Raw genomic sequence first — 21,808 nt, forward strand, 5'->3', positions numbered from 1 at the left:
CTTTTTAAATAAAAATGTCCAATACAAGAACACCTATAAGTCCCATTACACCGACCGTCGTTTCCATGACGGTCCAGGTTTTTAAAGTATCTTTCACCGATAGGTTGAAATATTCCTTGTAAAGCCAAAAACCGCTATCGTTCACATGCGAGAGCATCAGGCTTCCCGATCCGATGGCGAGCACCATCAACTCCGGACTTACGGTTGTATTGGCGATCAATGGTAAAACGATACCGGCGGCGGTTAATCCAGCTACGGTTGCGGAGCCTACGCAAACCCTTATAACGGTAGTGATCAACCAGGCCAAGATGAGTGGTGAAATAGTGGAACCTTTGAGCATTTCGCCGATATACTCACTAACGCCACTGTCTATGAGTACTTGCTTTAGGGCGCCGGCACCTGCTATGATCAAAAGTACCATGGTTATGCCCGAAACGGCACTCGACACCGAATCCATCACATCTTTCATCTTTTTGCCACGGGCCAGTCCTAGTGTATATATGGCCACCAAGACCGAAATAAGCATGGCGATAACGGGATTGCCCAAAACATCGGTCGCTTTTCTAAATAGGTTTTCCTCAGGAAGTAATAGAGCCATTACGGAGGCAAAACCAATAAGGATAACGGGAAGCAATGCCGTCAGCATACTGGTCGAAGTACTAGGCATTTCTTCATCGGTCAAAATTCTTGGGTTTAAAAATTCCTTTAGCGGGGTGGCCTCCACATTTTTGATAAAGCGCGATAAAATTGGGCCGGCAACCACAATGGCAGGTATGGCTACAAGAATACCGTAGAGTAACGTTTTGCCTATGTCGGCTTTAAAAATGACCGCAATCCCCGTTGGGGCGGGATGGGGAGGAAGGTAGCCGTGGGTAACCGAAAGGGAGGCCAACATGGGAAGACCTACATATATCAAGGGTAACCCCGTGGCCGCGGCAACCGTAAAAACCAATGGGATCAATATAACAAAACCCACCGTATAGAACATGGGGATACCCACGATAAAACCAGTGAGCACTACGGCCCATTGAATGTGTTTTTTTCCGAATTTCTCTACCAATTGGGTGGTTATGCGCTGTGCGGCACCGCTATCGGCCACCAATTTTCCCAACATGGCGCCAAGGCCCAAGATGAGAATAAGGTAGCCTAAGGTATTACCTATGCCCGTTTGTATAGACTGGCTAACCGTTTCAAAATCTAAGCCTTGGGCGACCCCGACCAAAAGGGATACGATAATAAAGGAAATAAAGGCGTTGAGTTTGAAATGGGCAATAAGGATGAACAGAATAAGAATTCCGGTGGTAACAATAACAATTGGCATGGGTTAGATAGGTATTAAGGCTTCTAAGATACTAAAATAGATGACAAGTAAAGATGGTGGGCATTAGCCTAAAAGTGGATGCTAAAGTATATTGGCATCAATTTATGAATAGCTCTTAGACAGGCGTTCTAACACCTCAATAGCCTTTGTGCCATCCTTGCGGTCCACAAAAATATGGTCATGGTAATAGGCGGCTATAACGTTACAGCTAATATTGTGTTTGGCCAATTCCGAAGAAAATAAGGCCGTAAGTCCTACTCCTTCTAGCGATGAATGTATCGATAGGGTAATCCAAGATGCAATATAATCATAGGTGAGTCCTAGTTCCTCGGCTTTTTGTTTTGTGATTACTAGGGTAATACCTTCGTGTTCCTTGAATTCGCAGAGGATATCTTTAGGTGCGATATGGTCGGCGTTTTTGAGGGTTACGAATACAAATTCCCCAGGGTTCAACTTGGGGGTCATTCCCTTTACCATTTCCGCAAGGTTCTTTTCTCCAGCCATAGTGTTCTATTTTTATTTGGATATAAGGTTTTTCAAGATATGACCTTCTTTGTGAAGTACTGCTATCCTATGGGATTTTTTTCGCTCATATCTATTTTTGGAAAGAGGTTTTGTTTTTTTTAATTATTTTGAAACGCGTTGTATGTCAAACGTATAAAATTAGTATTTCCGGAACATAAAAAAAACGGCAACTTTTTAGGGATGCCGTTATATAGGGGCTATTTTATACTTAAAGCGCCCGAAGGACATTGGGCCACTTGGTCGCGTAGTGCTGCGGTGCTGACGTTAGCTATATTGATCCAAGGTTTTCTTTTTGGGTCGTACACTTGGGGCAGCGTTTTTACGCAAATGCCCGCATGTATGCATTTTTCCGGTTTCCAGAGAATTGTAATCTCACTATTGCCGTATTCTTTTGTTTTCATGTTTTTTAGTTTTCCAAATATCCGAATTTACCATTGTTAAAATCATGAAAGGCTTGCATAAGCTCTTCCTTGGTGTTCATTACAAAAGGGCCATGGGCAGCTATGGGCTCGTTCATAGGTTCTCCGCTCAAGACCAATACCACGGCGTTTTCTGTAGCTTCGATGGTGAAGTTTTCACCTTTGTTTTCCATTAATGCCAAGTGGTCGGTAGGGGCTTCTTCTTTCCCGTTTACCACAATGCTACCTTCAATAACCAATAGTACGGTATTGTAATTTTCCGGGAAGGAGAAATCGGCCTTGCCTCCTTTTTTCAACCTTGCGTTGAGCATGTTGATCGGTGTAAAGGTAGAGGCCGTACCTACGGTATCATTGTATTTTCCGGCAATTACCTCAATTTCCCCCGTTTGATCGGGTAAAGGGTAGCGGTTGATATCTTCCTTTTTAATGGCCTGATATTTTGGGGCGCTCATTTTGTCTTTTTTGGGCAGGTTTACCCATAGCTGTACCATTTGGAATTCACCTCCTTTTTTGGCCCATTCCTCTTCGTGGTATTCTTTGTGGAGTACACCGCTTGCCGCGGTCATCCACTGCACGTCGCCTTCACCTATGACACCGCCGCCGCCACTGCTGTCATGGTGGGCTACTTTGCCCTTATATGCTATGGTTACGGTTTCAAATCCTCTGTGTGGATGTACATCTACCCCTCTTGGCGAGTCGGTAGGTGAAAAATAAAACTTAGAGTTGTAATCCATCATAATAAACGGATTCATGCGCTCCATGTCTAACCGAAAGCCGCTCGGAATAAAATTATGTACCCTAAATCCGTCACCTACAAAGTGTGGCGCTTTTGGGCTGGCCACTAATTCTACTGCTCTTGTTTTCATATCTTTTAGATTTAATACCACAAATTTATCATCAGTGACCAAGCTGTGCATTGATGTATGGTAAGAACCTATTTTACTTGGTTTTTGCGGGCCAGTTCTCGGCGTACCCTGCTCAGGCTTTCGGGTGTGATGCCCAAGTATGAGGCTACCATGGTTTGGGGCACGCGCAGGAGAATGTCGGGATATGTCTTTATAAATTGGAGGTAGCGTTCTTTGGCAGAATCGCTCAATAGGGTGTTTACCCTTCTCTGCAAATGTCGTATATGATTGTGAAGCAGCCTATTGTTGAAATTGGTAAAAGAGGGCACTTTTTCAGAGAGACCTTGAATAAAATTTTCGTCGATCAAAACGATTTGACTGTCTTCAAAGGCTTGTATGTAATAGGCGGAAGGAGCATTGAAATAACTACTTTCACGATCGGTAACGAACCAACTTTCGGGCGCAAAGGCCAATATGTGTTCTTTGCCTTTTTCGTCTATGGAATACTGTCTCAGTAATCCTTTTTCAACGAAGAAGGTATGGCTACAACGTTCGTTCTTTCGCAATAGGAAGGTGTCTTTTTTGACTTCTTTGGTCGTACAATGGGATAGTAAGGTCAGAATATCTTGCTCATCAACATTCAGGTGACTGGTTAAAAACGATTTCAGGCTCGTACTGTTCATATACTTCTTTAGTTCTAACACTAAATTAAGCTAAATATGAACCGATAGGAAGCACGAAGGCCTCTTAATCTCCATTGTTCAACTTAGGGCCTCTTCTGTTTCGGTTCGGAGGGGAATGGTGAATTTAAATTCGCTTCCCTTTCCTTGGGTGCTGTCCGCCCATATTTTACCCCCTATTTTTTCTACCAAGTCTTTACTGAGTATAAGACCGAATCCGGAGCCTTTTTCTTTGGCCGTACCTATGCGCCCATGGTCTGAATTTATATTGAATAATTTTTGACAGTCCTCTTGGCTCATTCCTACACCATTATCGGCAACGGTTACTTCGATCTGTTCGTTGTTAGATGCCGTAGATATGTTGATATGGCCCCCGGAAGGGGTGAATTTGATGGCGTTGGAGACTAAGTTGCGTATGATGGTCTTAATAACCTTTGGGTCGGAAACGACTTCAATATTTTTATTTTCAGTAAAGCTCACGCTGATTTTTTTGGTCTTTGCAATGGCCCTTGATAATTCTAAGGTTTCATTGACGATTTGGTCGAGGTTTATTTTTTCAAATTTAATATCGATTTGTCCCGATTGCGATTTGGCCCAGCTCAAAAGGTTGTCGAGCAGGCAAATGGCATTTTGGGTGGTGGTATCGATCAGTTCCAGACACTCTTTGCACTGAGACAGATTGTTACTTGTTATGGCATTCGAAGCCATGTCGGAAAGCATGGTGATATTGTTAAAAGGACTTCTGAGGTCGTGGGCGATTATAGAAAGCAATTTGTCTTTGGTCGCCCCTATTTTTCTTAATTCTGCCTCATTTTGGTGTAGGGTTTCCTCAGCCTTTTTGCTTTCTGTAATGTCACGTACTACGCAAATGAGGAACTTTTCCCCGTTTTCGTCTATGAATCGTGATTTTCGGGTCGATATAATCCGTTTTTCACCGCCCCGAACGGTCATGGTTTCCTCTTTGATACATTCAATACCTTCGGATAAAACCTGTCGGTCGATTTTTAGGAAGCCTTCGCGTTCTTCCGGGGTAACCATTTCGGCGAGGGTCTTTCCGATTATGTTTTCGCGAGAAAGATCGACCATTTTGCAAAAAGCATCATTGACCATTACAATATTACTATGTATATCTTTTACAAATACGGAATCACCCATGTTGTTAAGTATGGTCTGGGTATATTTTCCGTCATGATAAATATCGTGATTCACTTCCATTTTTTTTAGCAAGATAAGGGTTCGTGATGTCGGGTTTCGGGGTCCTACATAAGAGGGGGATGTCTGTTTTTTATTGGTTCTACACCATATTCAGTGTTTTGATCTGAATGTTAATTTCGTATTCTAAAATTCTGTAAACCAGCTTGTAGTGATGGCTACAATTTAATGTTAAAAACACTAAATTGAAAATTTATGATGAATTTAATTTGGGTGGTCAAGGGTTTTTGGGGAATGTCTACAAATGCTAGGTGGGGTAAAGGGAAAGTGTTTTCGGTGTTGAAAGAAGGGGTATGGATAGGTGTTTTGTTTAGAGCACGTACTTGTTAAAAATGTCGTGCAATTCTTTTTCCGGGTCGAAGCAAAGACCTGGGTGTGGTTCGGAACTTTGAATAATCGTACTTCTTGAAGCGGTGAGCCAACGAAACCTTGAAGGTAGGTCGAGTTTGCCGATAGCCCCGCCCTGGGGGGCGCCCATACATACTTCTTTCCATGCTTTGAGGTATGCCTCAACGGTATTAGGGTCTATCTCACAGGCAAATGCGTTGAGGCGCGCCCTGTCAACATGGTATCGCATGTCTAAAAACTTCTTCCTTTTAGAGAAAAGAATGGCTCCTACGTTAATGAATTCTTCACGTTCTACCCTGGGCACCAACCTAATGATGGCAAATTCGTAAACAACCCTATCTTGCATTCTTTGCCTCTTTTACCAGTAGATTCAATTGGGAAAGTCTTGTCTCTAAGAATTGTATATATGCCGCCCTAATGGCATCGGGGGTTAGGGTGTCCGTTTCACTGTTCAACCATTCTTCGGGTATTTTAGAAACAATTTCGGCAATGGTGCCGGGGTCTATTCGGTTTTCGATTTCCATTGCGGCCTCTTCCAATTTTGTGGCCCGTTCCAAGAGCACATGATCTTTAATTGCCGGGAAGGTCCTAGATAGGTGGGTTTCCCATGTCGCCCAATTGTGGTGAAAATAAAAACTGGATCCGTGGTCAATAAGCCATAGTTCTTTATGCCAATTCAAGAGATTGGTATTTTTTGCGGTTCGGTCTATGTTGCTGATCATACTGTCGAGCAATACCACTTTCGACGCAGTCATGGGGTCGGCGATAGAGACCAGGGGATCGTAAACAATGGCGCCCGATAAAAAGTGTAAGCCTAAATTGAGCCCGACACTGAACTTTAATAGATCTTGTATTTCTTCATCGGGTTCGGTCTTGCTAAAGGTGTCGTCTAGGTTCATAAAGACGATTTCGGGTACGTGAAGACCAGTGGCACGAGCAAGTTCCCCACCTATAAGTTCGGCTATAAGGGCTTTTTTTCCTTGGCCTGCGCCCCTAAATTTTATGACGTACAAGAATTCGTCATTGGCCTTGACAAGGCCTGGTAACGAACCACCTTCCCGTAAAGGTTTTAGGTATTGTACAACATCTACCGTTCTGATTTCAATGGGCTTCATGGTGCTAAGGTACTAAAAGAAGTATTTTGAAATCATTCGGAGGGTGTTTCTGGGCTATTTTCATGGTTTTTCTATTGCTCGTTGTAGTGAACGTACTTTTTTACTCGGGTGTCTTCACAGATAAAAGCCAAATCTTTGTTGTATAAATTTGTATAATCTGAGTAAACTTGATCACAGTTGCTTTCGTTATAATGAACGATGATGACCAGTTTCCCATCTTTCAAAAAGCTTTGGGCGCCCGATGTCTCCCACCAATTTTTTTCATCGTGGTATGACTCGTATGTGACCCCGTCAAAGTTTTCTGCATTTTCCACAAAATTTTTCGCCATGCATTTCATGCCTTTTTCGTGGACATAGGCGCAGAGTTCTTGAAAATAGGCTATGCTTTCCTCTTTGGTAACTTCTAAACCGTAGGCTTCCCTTGCATCTTCGTACAGGGCCCAGTCCATATTGTCAAATTCCACCCAATCAAAACCCCAGTCCGCAATTTGGTCGATGCGCGATTTCATGAGGTCTACAATTCCGGTAGTCGTATTATTTACAAAATATTCGCCGGGCCATTCATTCCATTGCTCGGTGGTCAAGTAGGGCTTAAGGTCGTCAAAATCATCTCTCCAATCTTCACCGGTGCCAATACTGATATAGGCCGCCAATTGATTTCCGTTGGCCTTTATTTTCGGGATAGATTCAATGACGCCATCTTCATAGGGGTCTAACAGAACATAGGCCTCCTTTGCATTTAGAACAATTTCACCTACCTGGTCGCCAGTATAGTTTTCGATATATGCATGGTTATAGACCGCTATGGCGCCTGTGTCGCCAAGCGTTTCTTCTGCAACAATGGTGTCGTCTTTGTCGCTACATGCCACTTGGGCACAAGCTATAAGAACGGTGAGTAAAATTTTCATGGTTCGTGTACTTACAATAAAGAAATTCAGTGTTTTTTGCATGGTCAATAGAGTGTTAAGGGCTTATTTTTTCTTCTTAACACATAGGGGCAATGTTCATGCCGTTTGCTTTTTATTCCGATATTTTTTTGATTTCACCCTCTATGGAACAGATAGACTTAACGGTGTTGTAGATAGTCCCGAACTTTTCAATATTCTTTTTGAGCAAATCTATATTTAGATTTTGGTCTTTGCTGTATATATTTAATATATAGCTTATGTTATCCATCCTTGGGGGTTTTTCAAGGCGGGTCGCTTTTACCGATATTTCGGCGGAGGAGTATTCAAAATTCATTAAAATGGAAAAGCGTTCGACATTTTTAAGAATGCAAGAGGAGAAGGAACCCAGAAATAGCTCGGCAGGATTAGGCAGGCTATCGGCTGATTCAGGGGTGATCCCAAAACTGATTTCAGAGTTTTTGATGCCGATATGCGCATTGCTTTTTGAACTAGAGGAGGCCTTAACGTGATATACCATAATTTAAATTCAATTAATTGGACTTAAAGACAAAGATAAGGTTGTGCCTTCCATTTTTCTTAGTGTACCGATGTTGTCAAAAGGTTGAAAATTAGGGGGCTGTTATTTTGGGGTTATGGTAACGATGACCCTTTTGTATCGCGTCAATGGGAGTTCGGCTTTGTCCGTTACTTTTACTATAAAATGTGCGGTTTCCTTTTTCTTCACTTCCGGGGCCGTAAAATAGGCCATATGAACATTCTCGGCTCCGTTGACCTTTATTCGTTTTTTATAGGAGCCGGCCTCTGGATAATTAAACCATAGAAAACTAATGTTGTCACCGTCGGGATCGGTACTTTCAAAAGCATCTAGGGTAAAGCCTTGCCCCGATTTTACGGTGATGTGATCTGGATGGCTCAATACGGGAACAGGGGGGTGGTTGGCTTCTTCGTAAGATAGGGTACACCAATCCATACGGGAGGCAAAATCGTTTTGAAAATCATCTCTCCAACGCCATAAGGTAACTTTATCATTGGTAAATGAAACGGTGTCCGGCTTTACGGATCGGCCATACGCCTTGGCTATATAAGGGGTGTAGTGATCGATGGCATTGGTCCATATAGGCCTAGTCTCAGGGGCGATGTTTACAATTGAGTTTCCCTCCTTGGTTTTTGAAAAATCGGGCTTGTACAGTTCGTATCGGCCGCCCCAGCCACCCCATTCAGGATGTTCTGCTACATTGAGCCCATTTGTTATGAGGGATAAAAACGCAGGGGTGTCGCCTTCTACGCCCCATGCCACATCAGGGTATACCGCACCCAAGGGACCGTGATCTTGTTGTATGTTCTTTGCTATCCAGTGGTTGCTGATACTACTGTTGTCAATACCTTTTACATAGCTGTTCACACCGGTCCAAGTGGCGCTTTCATAATGGTCACCGGGACTAACGATATAAAACAGGTCGGGAAAATTGTTCCTGATCCAAATTCCACTGTCATCTTGGTCGGATATCGTATAGACCCTAAGTTTTGAAATCAACTTTTGGGCCTCTTTTTCTTTTTTGGTGTGTTTGATTTTGTACAATGCTTGGGCAAGGGTGTTGACACCTCCCCATGTAGATATCCATAAGGGACGGTCATCATCTTCTTCCAGTACTTTTATGATCCAGTCGGAGCCTTCCGAGTCCATTCCTTTGCCAACGCCTTTCATACCGTATTTGGGCAGGCCTTTCTTGACTAGGGACGATAGGGTTTCTGCATCGGGAAAACCAGCTTCGTGTTTTATAAGGTTCGGCTGTACTTTGCCATAGGCCGCAATTACTTTTTCAATAGATTCAGGATGTATATTCGAAGTGAGCCAACAAGATGTGGTAGCAACGATCCCTTTGATGTCAATTTGGTTCGCATATAAGAACAAACGGACCAAAGACTGGGTGTCATCGGGGTCGGCTTCAATATCGGTCAATATAATTACCCTGTTTTTTTCTTCTTGGGCAGAAGCAGCAGTAAGGGGCAAAGAAAATAGAAGGAAAAGGATAACGCCTCTCATGATAATAGCTGTTGGTTGGTTATATACAAATATATCAAATAAGTTGTTGGCCTTCTGGGTTTTCTAAATCCTTACCATATGGGCTTGCCGGTTTAGCCTGTAATTTCTTTTGCTTGGTGCTCTTGTGAAGCGTAGTGGCGATGAAGTATATCTTATTCCCCTAATTCGGTAATCTTCTTTTCGTAAAGTTTTTTGCTCTCGACAACCGCCACGTTGAGTTCTTGCATAATACCGTCTACACGGCCTTCTATACTTTTCATCTGGTTGTTTATGTTGTCAAAGGAATTAAGGGCAGCGGCAACCTCTAGGGCTTTTACCACTTCTACGGCATCACCGTGCAGCAGTTTTAGCTTGTCTATGGCCTTCGATGTGTTGGCCAAGGTACCGTTGTATTTGGTGCGGGCCTTTTCAATAGCCTTTAAAAGGGTCTTTTTACTGGTTTCGTCGCTTAGGCTATTGGTCTGTTTTTCCATGGCGGCAAACAGGTTTGAGGCCTTTTCTTTTAAGTCTTCGTACTCCTTGTTCAGGTTTTGTACGCGACGGTCCACTTTTTCCCAATCGCCATAAACCTTAGCAAATTCCTTGTCTTCGTTCTTAGTGTCTTCCAAGGCACTTTTTAGTGCATTTAAAGATTCGAGGCCTTTGTTGACGTTTTTGTTGGCGGTTTCTTTTTTGTTTTCAAAGGCGTTGACCTGCGATTTGAATTTATCTTTTAGACGGATCAGGTCTTCGGGACTTTTGTCTTTCCAGCAAGAGGTAAGGGCGAGCGCAATTAAGGCAAGGGATAGTGTTCTTTTAAACATGAAATGTGATTATTAGTTAATGGTGGCGTAAAGGTACGTATTCTTCTAAGCTTTTTTTGCCCTTTGGTAATCGGTCAGCTTTTGTGGGCCTTCCAACAAAACCCTGACCACTCGTAAGGTGCCGTCATCGGTAGTGGAAATCTGCCATTTGATCAGTGAAATGTTGCCCTTTTCAATTTCAATGCCCGTAATGCTGCGGGGATGTACACAGCTGCCATCGTTAAAAAAAGGAATGTCGCCGGGTTCGGGAAAACGAGGCCTGTGGGTGTGACCTACAATGGTAATCATTAATTGGTTCTTCAGTATCCACCGTTTGATTCGGCGTTCCATTTTAATAAGTTCCTTGTAGTTTTTTGCCGGGCTTGTCGGGTCGGCAATGCCCCATACTTGAAGGGGCTTCCAAAGTACACGTACCAAAAATCGGCTCCAACGCCAAAACGTGTAGTTCCACCAATCGGCTTGGTGACCGTGGGTCAAGAAAATTTCTTGTTCGGTGATTTTGTGTTTCAGAATGATCCCTTCGTGGTAGGTGATGCCTTCAAAAAGCTCCTTAGATTCACCATCAATAGGTTCGAAATAACTGCCTAGGTTCTTTTTTACATATTCGGGGTCTTTGTAGACCATGTCGTGGTTGCCCCATATCATATGTAGCCTGCCGGACAAATGGAATTTTCGCAATAGGCCATATACGTTTTTGTGGGCCTCGAAAATAGATTCGAAAAACCGGTTTTCCCAAAGCTCGTCACCATCTCCTATTTCGCAGTAGTCGAAGCCTTCCTTATAGTAGAAGTTAAGTGCGTGGTAATAGATATTCCGGTTGTTGGCGAAGTCATCGGCAAAACTATTGTCGCCCCTATGACAATCACTGAAGAGAATAAACTTCGAGTCATCGTCAAAAGGTACCGTTTTGGCACTTTGGTACGCTCTGGATAACCGGGTATTCGACGACATATTGTAAGTTTGCATAAATATCTGAAAAAAGAAGGGAACATCGTAAAGATTGCTCTGACAAAACTTTATTGTCCTCTGTAACATTTCACAGGTATTTACGACTGACTAGAGGTATGATGAAAGACTGTTACGAAAATAAATTGCCTATTCAACAGCTCATTAGTTTTGATAAACTTTTGCGGCAGTACGATGCTATGGCCGAAAGTGACGATGTAGCAATGGCCAAAAAGGCAAAACGTATCTTAAAAATGGCAGAACCTTTCCCTGAGTTACGCAAAGGGTTTAGTGATGTTTCCTTGCTCAAAAAGCACAAAGAGGTCATTAATGTTATTTTGCAGGATATCTTTCCAGAGGTCTTGACCGACAATGAGATCAAAACGGCTTCTTTACCTTATAGCGATGTGATTTTTAATTCATCGCAGCGGTTTAGGGATATATTGAAAAATGCGGGGGGCGAAAATTTCAGGCCACAGATGCGGAACCTGCCCGAAGACCAAATGTATATAGTGGCCTCAACGGTAATCCTTAATTTTCATTACGGCTTTAGTTTTGACTTCAAAAGGCCCTTCTTTTACGATATTCCCGATAAGCATGGGGTAATGCGGCATTATAGAATTTTGTACAATGCCGATTTTATTGAAATTGCACCTACGGAGAAGGCCAAGGAGCTTACACAGGAAGATGTGGATGAACTTCTCGATAATTTTGACAATATCGAGCTTTGGAAGGAAAAAATACCACCCCATAGTTTCGTTGCAAAAGGTTTCGTTGTTTCCAATATGTTCGATGTTACCGCCGAGCATTCGATTTCTGAAATAAAGTCGAGCTTGATTGCCAATGACAAACGGAACGGTGAAAACTTCTTAGGTAATTTGCAGGAAACTTTTAGGTCTTTCTTCAATGTACCCAATATCAAGGTGGGCTTTGTTGAGTTTAATCCTAAAGATAACCGCTTTGAAAGGGTCTTTGTCAATGGAATGCAGAGTTTTCTTTTAGGGGATAACGAGGCCTTGCCCTGTACGAGTGCCCTATGTAAAAGCTCTTACAACAAGCTGATAGAGGAAAATAGTTATTTTGCCATATCCGATGTGGATCGGTACTATAAGAGTTCGGGAGAAATATTGCTCTATAAAGGGCTAAAGGAGAAAGGAATCAAAAGTGCCATTTTAGCACCTATAGCCGAAAACGGTAATCTTTTGGGGGTGTTGGAACTTGTGGCCTATGAACCTAATGTACTCAATAGTGTAAATGCCAATAAGTTGGAAGATGTAATGCCTTTTATCGTATCGGCGGTACTTCGCTCCAAAAACGAGGAAAGCAACTTGATCGATGCCGTGATTCAGAACGAATGTACTTCTGTTCACGATTCGGTATACTGGCGTTTTGAAGAAGAGGCCAAGCGCTTTATAAAAGATAATATAGAAGGGCGACAGCCCACGTTCAAGGAAATCGTCTTTAAAGATGTATATCCGTTATACGGACAAATAGATATTAAAGATTCGTCGCATGCGCGTAACGTTGCCATTCAGCGCGATCTAATGATCCAACTCTCTACCATAAACGAGGTGTTGGAGTCGGCTTGGCAAAAACGAAAGCTGCCTATTTACGAAGAGTTGATGTTTAGGGTGAACAACCACATCGACAGTATTAAGGAAACCCTTCATACCAATAGTGAACAGGCGATCTTTAATTTCGTTATGGAAGAGATCAATCCCGTATTCACCCATTTGAAGAAGTCCGATAAGGCCTTGGGGAAGTTGATTCTTGGCTATGAATCTTCGATCGACATGGGTACCGATTCATATTACGATCACCGTCGGAATTACGATGAAAGCGTTACGCGGATCAATATGCGCCTAGCTTCCTTGATCGATAAAAAACAAAAGGCCGCCCAAGCCATGTTTCCCCATTACTTTGAACGATATAAGACCGATGGTGTAGAGCATAATATCTATGTCGGTAAGGAAATTGTCGACGATCAAGAGTTTGATATGCTCTATTTGAACAACCTTCGGTTGTGGCAGCTACAGGTAATGTGCGAGATGGAAAATGCACACTATGCCTTAAAGCCAAAGCTTCCGGTGCCCTTGGATGTGGCTTCGCTGATTTTGGTGTACAGTACTTCACTATCTATCCGTTTCCGAATGGACGAAAAGCGATTTGACGTAGATGGCACCTATAATGCACGTTACGAAATTATCAAGAAGCGTATCGATAAATCCTATATAAAAGGAACCAACGAACGTTTGACCCAGGCCGGTAAGATGGTCATTGTGTATTCGCAGAAAAAAGATGAGCTAGAATATTTGCGCTATATCAAGTTTTTGCGTACCAAAGGCTACTTTACAGGAAAGGTTGAAATCGTTGAATTGGAAGGACTTCAGGGAGTCAGTGGAATGAAGGCCATACGTGCCGATATCCTCTACAAGAATGGACAGAAAGACCATGAAAAAAACTATACCTACGAAGACCTTATGAACGAGTTGAAGGCCTAGTGGGGCAATTCGATTATTCTTTCGGGGCCGTAGAATTTCAAGGCCACGAAAAAAGCGATAACCGATAGCGTCATTCCGATCATAAATACGGTATACGTCCAACGCAAAAGTTTATACTTCCTATCTAAAACAAGTCCGAGAAAATATAGATCCTTGGTCAATGAAGCATATACGTACTTCTGGTCTTTGATCAATTCTTGAATGGCCCACTCATAGTCTTCGAGCTTCATCTTATGGAAGTTGCCGAAGAACAAGAGGTTTACTTTTTTCTGGTTGACATCCTCTTTGGTAAATTCCCCACTGGTAACGTTGGGGCGCGTCGCCATAACCGACATGATCATGGAGGTAACGCTAAAAAGCACAAAGATGCCTGCCGGAATGACCAAGTAATCATTGGAAGGGTTATCTAGTTTTGGGATGAGATTGGTAAGCATCAACGAAATGATAATCGCGTTGACCGACAAAAGGATGTTGGCCTTGGTATCGGCAATATCACTTAACTTTAGATGGTTCCGCATGGTTACCCTGAACATGGTCTGTATGCCCCTTTCCGGACTTTGGTTCTTTAACTGGACCTTGAGTTCTTCTTTTTTACGGACCTTTTTTTGCTTTTTATCACGCTTCACCAATTTTTTGAGGTTTGCGTCCTTGCCTTCTTGCCAATGTTTTATGGCATAATCGGTATAAAAACGATGTTCGGTCTGGAACATTTTAATGTTGGCGCGGCGCCATTCCTTTGGTGTGATATCGGCAATGCCCAATAAGTTTAACTCTTCCCGTAACATTTCACAGGTTTCCTCATAACTTGATCGGGCCAAATGCGATGCATCGGCATCACGCATTATTTCTTCCATCAGGTTTTGTGGCTCGTAGCCCTTCTTGGTAGCCATAATAAGACTGCAGACCGTTTCTATAGTCTGTGGGTCGCAATTTTGGTCTGTAAGAAATTCTCTGGCTATAATGCAGCTATTTTCCTCGTGGTTTTCTGCGCCTTTTGTGTATCCGGTGTCATGCAACCACGCGGCAAGGGTTATTGCATCACTATCCTTGGTATTTAAGTTATAATAGTCCAGTAATTCTTTAGTACTTTTGACCACGCGTTGCGTATGTCTAAGATTGTGGTATAAGTAGTTGGTATCTAAATCTTTGACGAGTAGATGAGTTGCAAATTCCTCGGTTTTCGATAGTAAATCCGGCATGAAAAATGGTTTATGGATCCAAATTACAAAATATTGAGAATGAATAGTCTCCTATTGGGCAAACATTTTGCTCTAATAGTCTTAATCGCCTTATTCACGGGTTGTGCCACATATAAGACCAAGTACGCCGATATATCCGGTGCGCAAGATGTGTCTTCCGACAAAAAGGTGGCCCATACGTTCTACCTGATCGGCGATGCCGGTCTTTCCCCTATGAACGATATGAACGATGCCTTGAAAGTTTTTAAAAAAAGCCTCGACAATGCCAATGAAAATAGTACGGCCATATTTTTGGGCGATAATATATATCCGGCAGGCATGCCCGATCCCAAAGATTCTACGGCTGCTTACTTAAAGGCCAAGAATGATTTGGATGCCCAATTAAAGACGCTCGAAAACTTTAAGGGAAAGCCGATTTTTATTCCGGGAAACCACGATTGGTATACCGAAGGCCTTGTAGGCCTTGAACGCGAACAAAAATATATTCAGAAAAAACTCGATAGCAAAGAGGTCTTTTTTCCTGAGGATGGATGTCCGATAGAGACCATTGAAATCAATGATGATGTTGCGGTTATCGCCATTGATACGGAGTGGTACTTGACCAATTGGAACAAAAGACCCGATATCAACGATAAATGTGATATTAAAACACGTGACAAGTTTTGGTTGGAACTAGAGGATGAAATTAAGGATAATCGTCAACGTACTACCATTATAGCCATGCATCACCCGATGTTCAGCTACGGTACCCATGGCGGGCATTACCCTTTACGGAATCATTTTTATCCCAAAGGAAACATTGGTCCTTTGCCCATTTTGGGCACCCTTATCAACGTCTTGAGAAGAACTACGGGAGCTTCTATAGAAGATATGCAGAACAAGCGCTATACCGAGTTGCGAAAACGTTTGTTGACCTTGGCGCAGTATTCCGAGAAGGTGATTTTAGCTTCAGGCCACGAGCATACAATGCAATATATAGTAGAGGAGAACACTCCGCAGATCGTAAGCGGTTCGGGCGCGAAGACCGGAGCTACCCGCTTGTTGAACGGAAGCCGGTTTTCTACGGGGCACCGGGGTTTTGCCGCTTTGGAAGTGTATACCGATGGTTCTTCGCGTGTGCGGTATTTTGGCGTGGCACCTAATGATGAAAAGGAATTTTTGTTTACAACGGAAGTGCTGCCCCCAGATCGAACGTTTTCCGAAAATAAATACCCTGAAAAATTTCCGGCTACCGTTGAAGCTTCGGTATATTCACCGGAAGAGGTAGAGCGAAGCGGTTTTTTTAAGTTCCTATGGGGCGACCGTTACCGTAAATACTACGCAACCAAAGTAAAGGCCCCCACCGTAAACCTAGATACGCTCATGGGCGGACTTGTACCGGTACACAAAGGGGGGGGGCATCAATCAAAATCGCTGAGGTTAAGGGATAAGGAAGGCAAGGAGTTTGTTATGCGGGCCTTGCGCAAAGATGCGGAGCTTTATCTGCAGGCGATGGCCTTTCAGGAGCAATACGTGATGGGCGATTTTGAAAATACCTATACCGAAAAGTTCCTTTTGGATTTTTATACGGGTTCACATCCTTATGGGCCTTTTACCACAGGGGTGTTGTCCGATGCGGTGGGACTGTTCCATACCAATCCGGTCTTGTATTATGTACCCAAACAACCGGCCTTGAAAGAATATAACCAATCTTTCGGCAACGAACTCTATATGATCGAGGAGCATGCCGGGGACGGTCACGGCGACTTAGAGAGTTTTGGCTATTCCGACGAACTCAAGAGCACGGATAGCATGCTCGAAGACTTGCGCGACGACGAGAAATACTCCGTAGACTCACAGCTATATCTAAGGGCGCGGCTTTTCGATATGGTTACGGGAGATTGGGACCGTCATGTAGATCAATGGAGATGGGCCGAATTTAAAGACGAGGAAAATGATAAGGTTATCTATAAACCGGTGCCTAGGGACCGTGATATGGTCTATTCAAAACATGGCGATGGCTTTTTTATGAACTTGGCCACGAGGATCATACCTGCCCTACGTTTAATGGAAGGCTTTAATGAAGACATACGAAACGTAAAGGGGTTTAACTCTTCGCCAAAAACCTATGTGCTCGATATGGCCCTTTTAACGGAAACGACCTCTCAAGAATGGCAAGAACAGGCCCAATTTATACGGGAGCATCTTACCGAAGAGGTTGTTGATAGGGCATTTGCCTATTTTCCTGAAGAAGTGAGAGACGAGACGGTTGCCGAAATCAAGCGTATATTGTTGGCTAGGGCGGCCAAAATCGAAGAGACCGCAGAAATCTATTATGGGGTATTGAATAAATACGCGGTAGTTTCAGGGACGGATAAAGACGACTGGTTTGAGGTGAATGTCCTTAACGGGAAGGAAACCCAAGTAAAGGTATACCGTAATATAAAAGGGAAAAAAGACAAATTATTCTTTGAAAAGGTATTTCAAAGGGATGTCACCAAGGAAATTTGGGTCTACGGCTTAGATGACGACGATATTTTTGAAGTGAACGGCGATGTACCCAGTGCGATTAAGGTTCGATTGATAGGAGGGCAGAACAATGATACGTATATCGTGAACGAAGGACGCAATATTGCCATCTACGACTATAAATCGAAAAAGAACACCGTAGTGTCGAAAAATGGGGCCAAAGTGAAGCTGACCGATGATTACAACACCAATAATTACTTGCCATTGCAAATTCGCAATTCGGTAAATCAAATTATCCCGACCATCGGTTATAATCCAGATGATGGGGTTAAGATCGGGTTGAGCGATACGTATACCTTTAACGGTTTTAGGCAGAATCCGTTTTCGCAACAGCACAAGGTAGATGCTTCGTTTTACTTTGCTACAAGCGGGGTGGAATTGGGGTACAGTGGTGAATTTGCCCATGTTTTTGAAAATTGGAACCTGCTGTTGAACGCACGCTTTACGAGCCCGAATTTTGCAATCAATTTCTTTGATTTTGGAAACAGCACCGAGAATTTTGACGATGATTTGGGAATGGACTATAACCGGGTGCGCCTGCAGACCTTAAAGTTTGCACCTGCCTTGGTTTGGCGTGGCCAGCTGGGCGGAAAGTTCAGGGCAGGTGTGTCATATGAGTCCATAGAGGTAGAGGAGACCGATAATAGGTTTATCAATACGTATTACCAAGCGAACGGAGCGGAAACAGCCAATAAATTCGTTGGCTTAGATGCCGAGTATTCATATGCCAATACCGACAACGAGGCATTCCCTACCATGGGTATGTCAACTTCATTGCTGGCCGGTTATAAACGTAGTGTCGAGAACGGTAATACGTTTGGGTATGTTGTGCCCAGTCTAGGCTTCGATTATAAATTAATACCTAGCGGTAGACTGGTCTTGGCCACAAAATGGAAGGCGCATTTTAATATCGGAGACGATTATGAGTTTTATCAAGCAGCCAGCATAGGTGGGGTAGATGGATTGCGAGGCTTTAGAAACCAGCGTTTTACCGGTAAAAAATCATACTACCAAAATACCGATATCCGTTATAGCCTTAGAAAAATAAAAACACAGTTATTACCCTTGTCAATGGGACTCTATGGAGGTTTTGACTACGGAAGGGTATGGTTGCCCAAAGAAAATTCCAAAGAGTGGCATACCTCCTATGGAGGCGGATTTTTCCTGAACGGTGCTGACATCGTAACGGCACGTTTGGCACTGTTCAACAGTGATGACGGATTGCGTTTTTCCTTTGGGGTAGGTTTTGGTTTCTGACCCTAACTTATTTGAGGACGTATTTGTACAAATTTCTGCCCTGTTTGTTGCTTTGCTCATCGGAAAGCAATAGGGTAACGTTATCTATGAAACTCACCGATTCCAACTGGGTGCGAACCATTAGGTCGGTTTCTTTTAAGCGGCTTTCGGGAAGGTTTTCCAAATCGAAATCGGTGATAGTCCAAATTTTTCCGGAACCCAATAGCACTATGGTCTTTCCATCAGGTGAAATATCCGCTGAGGTAAGCTTACAGCTGTCCCAATCGTCGCAGGTCGTTAACTTGCCCAAATACTCGGCATCGTAGTCTCCTTTCCTATCGGGTACCCGGTAAATAAGTGATTCGCCGGTGAAGGGGTCTGCCCTGTTCTTTGTGAAAATATAGAGGTAATTGTTGTAATGGAAAAAGGCCTCGGCGTCGTAAAGACGTTCGCTTTTTTTGGCAGGAAAGTGTTTTTGTTCAGGATATCTGAAGTTTATTTTTTCTGCGGTGATATGGTCGCCCGATTCCGTTTCCGGATTGGGCAACTTGTAGATGACCAGATTTTTTCGGTCACTATCGTTGTTTCCAAAGTCGCCTATATACAGATGGCCTTTTTTGTCTTCGGTCAAATCTTCCCAATCGTGGTTTTTGGCATTTTTGACCTTCAGTTCCCTTAAGATATTCCCTTGGTAATCTACCTTGGTAATGTCGTCGTCATTGCCGCTGTCTTCTATAAACCATGCAGAATCGTTGTTGTAGATGGCTATTCCGGAGTTTTCCTTTAGGCTTTTTGGCAGTTTGGTCACATAGGTCAGTTGACCATGGTTGGAGCAGCTGTAGAAAAGGAAGGCAAATATAATATGGATGGATAGGTTCTGCGGGCGTATTTTCATCAGGTAAATTTTAATACCTGCAAAGGTAGGCACTATTCCTATTTTCGCTCTTTTATCGGTATGAAAATTTCCGTTTTCCAGTCCAATTCGTTTCCACCCATATTGGGATTGGAGTGGAAGACTTCCAAAGGCGTTTTTACAAGGGGTATATCGTTCCGTTCGGCATAATCGAGCAAAGCGTACCAAGCACGATCGGAAGTCAGGTAATTACCGTTGTAAATGGCTTTTAGGGCCTTTCTTTCCTTGATTTGTTTATAGATGATGCCCTTTTCTTGGGGTAGGCTGTCGGTTTTAACGATGGGAAAACAAAAGTTGTAGGCGATACTATCGTTTTCGGTATTCCAGTTTTCGACCTCTACCATGGGGCGGCCATTTGGTTCCATACCGTTCTTGGCCACGAAGTTGCTTAATTTCGAGTAGTACTGCATCATACCGGTCACCTTCTTTAGCTGGGTGTTCTCCAAGGGCACACAGAGGCAGTGTTTTTCAGGGATGACGGCCTTGCCCACAACTTTGGTCTTAAACTCGGAAAGATGTTCCTGTAAAAGCGTGTATACTTCCTTTACGGTGCTTTTGCTCCGCTTTTCAAAATCGGTGTCGGAGAAGGGAAGCCCTATTCTGTTTTTTAAGCTGTGCGCATGGTCGGAAATCTTGACTTTTACAAGGGAAGTCGAGTCGTTTTTTCGGCTTATTTCCCAACGAAAGGTCAGAGTGGTATCTGCTTGGGTAAGTGTGCTGGTGAAGTCTCCCAGGTTTTTTTGCTCCACAAAGGAAGCATTCTCCCTTTGGGCGGACCAGAATTTTACGATTTGGTTCACCGTGCCGGGCAAGGCCTTTGTGTGAAAGCGGACCAGATAATCTTGGGGCATGATAAAGAGATACCAGAGGAGTCCCGCCACCAAAAGGGCAGTTGCCGTCAAGGCTATTTTTTTCGCCATAATACCCCTAGTTTTGGGCTACTTTCTTATCGGACAGCATATGAAGCTTGTTTACTACGAAGGTACCTAGGTCCCTGCCTTGTTTTACCCCTACTTCAATAGCGGCGCGGTAGTGTATACCTCCGTACATGCGACTGATCGCTGCTTCATCGGCAGCTTGCTTAAAGGATTTAAAGCTTCGGATAGGAAGGCCGTAAGGTACTTCCGTATCGTCGTCAAAAGAGAAATTGTCACCGAATACCTCGGTCAGTACAACCGATGCCGCCCCTGAGACCACACTATGTCCACTGGTGTACTCTGGAAACGGAGGGGTTTGTAGAACCGGTTTCCAGCTGTCGTCTATGTGCTGGTTGATCACGGTTTCCGGACGAATGAGGTTGCTTCTGTACTTTTCGTCCCAACAACTGATAAAGGCATCCGCCATAGCTACCGAAGCCTTGGTATAGGCGAAAAGGGTTTTGGCAAAATCACTCTTGGTCTTACGTGCAGCAATTTTGGCAATTCCCATCCAATGCGCACCTGGGGTTATTTTCTTGGTGGCGAACATCAAGTGGCCCCGGGTAACCGATACATAAGGGTTACAATCCCAAAAGCGGGCAATCTGAATTTCTTCGGAACTATCGCCTTCCTCGGTGATTTTGTTCCTGACGTCATAGACTTCTTTTAATTCTTTATAAAACGCGGAGTCTTCTTCAAGTGAATATGCCGGAGGGGGAACGGGCTTGAATTGTGCGGCCGAATCCAAAACAAATGGCCTGATTTTGTTCCAGTGGGGCTCAATACCGTCCATGTAGGCAGGTGGGGTGGGTTGCCAGCGGCCGGGGTCGTCCGCATCTACCGTAAATTTGGGCATGGTACGGGTTTGGGCGTAATTGTCCTTATTCATCCATTCGCCAATATGGTCGGCCACTTGTAGGCCGTAGGCTTTGGAATCGGAGAATAGAACGGGATTTTTTCCTTCCCAAACCATATATAGGCTATCGCGCAGGGCTTCCATTCGATCTTCTGAGAAAATCAACCTTTTGCTAAGCTCCATATGGGCGACGAGGGCGGCAAGCTCGTAGTTGAGGGTCTTAGTCGTGTCGGGTTCGGGTATGGCGGTCAGCCCGTTCAATTGGCCGGCCAAAGAGTTATAGTTGTCGTTGGTGGCGGCTACAATTTCGTAGGCGGCAATGTTGGGGTAGGCAAAGATCCTACTTGCTACGGGCGGGGAAAAGATATCGTGGATCATAATTTCCGTTACCCTGTCTATTGAAGCGTCAAGCTCTTCGGGGGTAATGTTAATAGGTTCTTCTTTTTGTGGGGCTTTGCACGAAACCGCAAAAGCAAGCGATAATAGTGCGATAAGAATCTTCTTCATTGGTCT

At 43.6% G+C, this 21,808-nt stretch carries 19 protein-coding genes; 2 read left to right on the forward strand and 17 right to left on the reverse strand.

Annotation, left to right across the window (positions count from 1 at the left end; all coding sequences use genetic code 11):
* Positions 1 to 4 precede the first annotated feature (4 nt).
* From BW980_RS03395 to BW980_RS03455, 13 genes are all read right to left on the reverse strand, one after another.
* The gene (locus BW980_RS03395) at positions 5 to 1,321 is read right to left on the reverse strand and encodes a gluconate:H+ symporter (protein WP_076453515.1); all 1,317 of its coding nucleotides are present in this window, start codon (positions 1,319 to 1,321) and stop codon (positions 5 to 7) included.
* A gap of 102 nt (positions 1,322 to 1,423) precedes the next feature.
* On the reverse strand, positions 1,424 to 1,825 hold the full coding sequence (locus BW980_RS03400) for an ACT domain-containing protein (RefSeq protein WP_076453516.1): 402 nt from the start codon (positions 1,823 to 1,825) through the stop codon (positions 1,424 to 1,426).
* 218 nt (positions 1,826 to 2,043) lie between these two features.
* A complete protein-coding gene (locus tag BW980_RS03405) occupies positions 2,044 to 2,247 on the reverse strand; it encodes a (4Fe-4S)-binding protein (RefSeq protein WP_076453517.1) in 204 nt (67 codons plus the stop codon).
* Between the two features lie 5 nt (positions 2,248 to 2,252).
* Positions 2,253 to 3,131 carry a pirin family protein gene (locus BW980_RS03410; RefSeq protein ID WP_076453518.1) on the reverse strand — a complete coding sequence of 293 codons (879 nt, stop codon included), beginning with the start codon at positions 3,129 to 3,131 and terminating at the stop codon, positions 2,253 to 2,255.
* 68 nt (positions 3,132 to 3,199) lie between these two features.
* Positions 3,200 to 3,793: a Crp/Fnr family transcriptional regulator gene (locus BW980_RS03415; protein WP_076453519.1), complete on the reverse strand. Its 594-nt coding sequence runs from the start codon at positions 3,791 to 3,793 to the stop codon at positions 3,200 to 3,202.
* Positions 3,794 to 3,871: 78 nt separating this feature from the next.
* Positions 3,872 to 5,005 (reverse strand): PAS domain-containing sensor histidine kinase, encoded by a 1,134-nt coding sequence (locus BW980_RS03420; protein WP_076453520.1) that lies wholly within the window; start codon positions 5,003 to 5,005, stop codon positions 3,872 to 3,874.
* 307 nt (positions 5,006 to 5,312) lie between these two features.
* Complete coding sequence (locus tag BW980_RS03425) at positions 5,313 to 5,696, reverse strand: DUF3037 domain-containing protein (RefSeq protein WP_076453521.1); 384 nt, start codon at positions 5,694 to 5,696, stop codon at positions 5,313 to 5,315.
* Complete coding sequence (locus tag BW980_RS03430) at positions 5,686 to 6,465, reverse strand: HipA family kinase (RefSeq protein WP_076453522.1); 780 nt, start codon at positions 6,463 to 6,465, stop codon at positions 5,686 to 5,688. The genes BW980_RS03425 and BW980_RS03430 overlap by 11 nt, the downstream gene beginning before the upstream one ends.
* Before the next feature lie 71 nt (positions 6,466 to 6,536).
* The gene (locus BW980_RS03435) at positions 6,537 to 7,415 is read right to left on the reverse strand and encodes an endo alpha-1,4 polygalactosaminidase (RefSeq protein WP_083690332.1); all 879 of its coding nucleotides are present in this window, start codon (positions 7,413 to 7,415) and stop codon (positions 6,537 to 6,539) included.
* A gap of 70 nt (positions 7,416 to 7,485) precedes the next feature.
* Entirely contained in the window at positions 7,486 to 7,890 is a 405-nt protein-coding gene (locus BW980_RS03440) for an OsmC family protein (RefSeq protein ID WP_076453524.1), read from the reverse strand.
* 102 nt (positions 7,891 to 7,992) lie between these two features.
* The gene (locus BW980_RS03445) at positions 7,993 to 9,417 is read right to left on the reverse strand and encodes a DUF1593 domain-containing protein (RefSeq protein ID WP_076453525.1); all 1,425 of its coding nucleotides are present in this window, start codon (positions 9,415 to 9,417) and stop codon (positions 7,993 to 7,995) included.
* Positions 9,418 to 9,569: 152 nt separating this feature from the next.
* Entirely contained in the window at positions 9,570 to 10,220 is a 651-nt protein-coding gene (locus tag BW980_RS03450) for a hypothetical protein (protein ID WP_076453526.1), read from the reverse strand.
* Positions 10,221 to 10,265: 45 nt separating this feature from the next.
* A complete protein-coding gene (locus tag BW980_RS03455) occupies positions 10,266 to 11,171 on the reverse strand; it encodes a metallophosphoesterase family protein (RefSeq protein WP_076453527.1) in 906 nt (301 codons plus the stop codon).
* Between the two features lie 116 nt (positions 11,172 to 11,287).
* Between BW980_RS03455 and BW980_RS03460 the strand changes: the two genes are divergently transcribed.
* Positions 11,288 to 13,666, forward strand: coding sequence for a GAF domain-containing protein (locus BW980_RS03460; RefSeq protein WP_076453528.1), 2,379 nt, complete (start codon positions 11,288 to 11,290; stop codon positions 13,664 to 13,666).
* Here BW980_RS03460 and BW980_RS03465 read toward each other — a convergent pair.
* Positions 13,663 to 14,865 carry a Pycsar system effector family protein gene (locus BW980_RS03465; RefSeq protein ID WP_076453529.1) on the reverse strand — a complete coding sequence of 401 codons (1,203 nt, stop codon included), beginning with the start codon at positions 14,863 to 14,865 and terminating at the stop codon, positions 13,663 to 13,665. The genes BW980_RS03460 and BW980_RS03465 overlap by 4 nt on opposite strands.
* 39 nt (positions 14,866 to 14,904) lie before the next feature.
* On the opposite strand from BW980_RS03465, the gene BW980_RS03470 reads away from it, so the two are divergent.
* Positions 14,905 to 18,630 carry a metallophosphoesterase gene (locus BW980_RS03470; protein WP_076453790.1) on the forward strand — a complete coding sequence of 1,242 codons (3,726 nt, stop codon included), beginning with the start codon at positions 14,905 to 14,907 and terminating at the stop codon, positions 18,628 to 18,630.
* Positions 18,631 to 18,637: 7 nt separating this feature from the next.
* On the opposite strand, the gene BW980_RS03475 is transcribed toward BW980_RS03470, so the two are convergent.
* Genes BW980_RS03475 through BW980_RS03485 form a run of 3 tightly spaced genes read right to left on the reverse strand, consistent with a single transcriptional unit; the run spans position 18,638 to position 21,802 of the window.
* Positions 18,638 to 19,504 (reverse strand): hypothetical protein, encoded by an 867-nt coding sequence (locus tag BW980_RS03475; protein ID WP_076453791.1) that lies wholly within the window; start codon positions 19,502 to 19,504, stop codon positions 18,638 to 18,640.
* A 38-nt stretch (positions 19,505 to 19,542) separates the two neighbouring features.
* Positions 19,543 to 20,442 carry a GyrI-like domain-containing protein gene (locus tag BW980_RS03480; protein WP_076453530.1) on the reverse strand — a complete coding sequence of 300 codons (900 nt, stop codon included), beginning with the start codon at positions 20,440 to 20,442 and terminating at the stop codon, positions 19,543 to 19,545.
* Between the two features lie 7 nt (positions 20,443 to 20,449).
* Positions 20,450 to 21,802: a phosphatase PAP2 family protein gene (locus tag BW980_RS03485; RefSeq protein WP_076453531.1), complete on the reverse strand. Its 1,353-nt coding sequence runs from the start codon at positions 21,800 to 21,802 to the stop codon at positions 20,450 to 20,452.
* Between the last annotated feature and the right edge of the window lie 6 nt (positions 21,803 to 21,808).

This window comes from Zobellia uliginosa, assembly GCF_900156625.1.
GTDB lineage: Bacteria > Bacteroidota > Bacteroidia > Flavobacteriales > Flavobacteriaceae > Zobellia > Zobellia uliginosa.

Coding starts and splice junctions, on each gene's coding strand:
- BW980_RS03435 (WP_083690332.1), bottom strand. CDS start 7,415: ATGCAAAAAACACTGAATTTCTTTATTGTAAGTACACGAACCATGAAA.
- BW980_RS03480 (WP_076453530.1), bottom strand. CDS start 20,442: ATGGCGAAAAAAATAGCCTTGACGGCAACTGCCCTTTTGGTGGCGGGA.
- BW980_RS03455 (WP_076453527.1), bottom strand. CDS start 11,171: ATGTCGTCGAATACCCGGTTATCCAGAGCGTACCAAAGTGCCAAAACG.
- BW980_RS03415 (WP_076453519.1), bottom strand. CDS start 3,793: ATGAACAGTACGAGCCTGAAATCGTTTTTAACCAGTCACCTGAATGTT.
- BW980_RS03485 (WP_076453531.1), bottom strand. CDS start 21,802: ATGAAGAAGATTCTTATCGCACTATTATCGCTTGCTTTTGCGGTTTCG.
- BW980_RS03430 (WP_076453522.1), bottom strand. CDS start 6,465: ATGAAGCCCATTGAAATCAGAACGGTAGATGTTGTACAATACCTAAAA.
- BW980_RS03475 (WP_076453791.1), bottom strand. CDS start 19,504: ATGAAAATACGCCCGCAGAACCTATCCATCCATATTATATTTGCCTTC.
- BW980_RS03445 (WP_076453525.1), bottom strand. CDS start 9,417: ATGAGAGGCGTTATCCTTTTCCTTCTATTTTCTTTGCCCCTTACTGCT.
- BW980_RS03470 (WP_076453790.1), top strand. CDS start 14,905: ATGAATAGTCTCCTATTGGGCAAACATTTTGCTCTAATAGTCTTAATC.
- BW980_RS03410 (WP_076453518.1), bottom strand. CDS start 3,131: ATGAAAACAAGAGCAGTAGAATTAGTGGCCAGCCCAAAAGCGCCACAC.
- BW980_RS03400 (WP_076453516.1), bottom strand. CDS start 1,825: ATGGCTGGAGAAAAGAACCTTGCGGAAATGGTAAAGGGAATGACCCCC.
- BW980_RS03440 (WP_076453524.1), bottom strand. CDS start 7,890: ATGGTATATCACGTTAAGGCCTCCTCTAGTTCAAAAAGCAATGCGCAT.
- BW980_RS03450 (WP_076453526.1), bottom strand. CDS start 10,220: ATGTTTAAAAGAACACTATCCCTTGCCTTAATTGCGCTCGCCCTTACC.
- BW980_RS03405 (WP_076453517.1), bottom strand. CDS start 2,247: ATGAAAACAAAAGAATACGGCAATAGTGAGATTACAATTCTCTGGAAA.
- BW980_RS03395 (WP_076453515.1), bottom strand. CDS start 1,321: ATGCCAATTGTTATTGTTACCACCGGAATTCTTATTCTGTTCATCCTT.
- BW980_RS03460 (WP_076453528.1), top strand. CDS start 11,288: ATGAAAGACTGTTACGAAAATAAATTGCCTATTCAACAGCTCATTAGT.
- BW980_RS03465 (WP_076453529.1), bottom strand. CDS start 14,865: ATGCCGGATTTACTATCGAAAACCGAGGAATTTGCAACTCATCTACTC.
- BW980_RS03425 (WP_076453521.1), bottom strand. CDS start 5,696: ATGCAAGATAGGGTTGTTTACGAATTTGCCATCATTAGGTTGGTGCCC.
- BW980_RS03420 (WP_076453520.1), bottom strand. CDS start 5,005: ATGGAAGTGAATCACGATATTTATCATGACGGAAAATATACCCAGACC.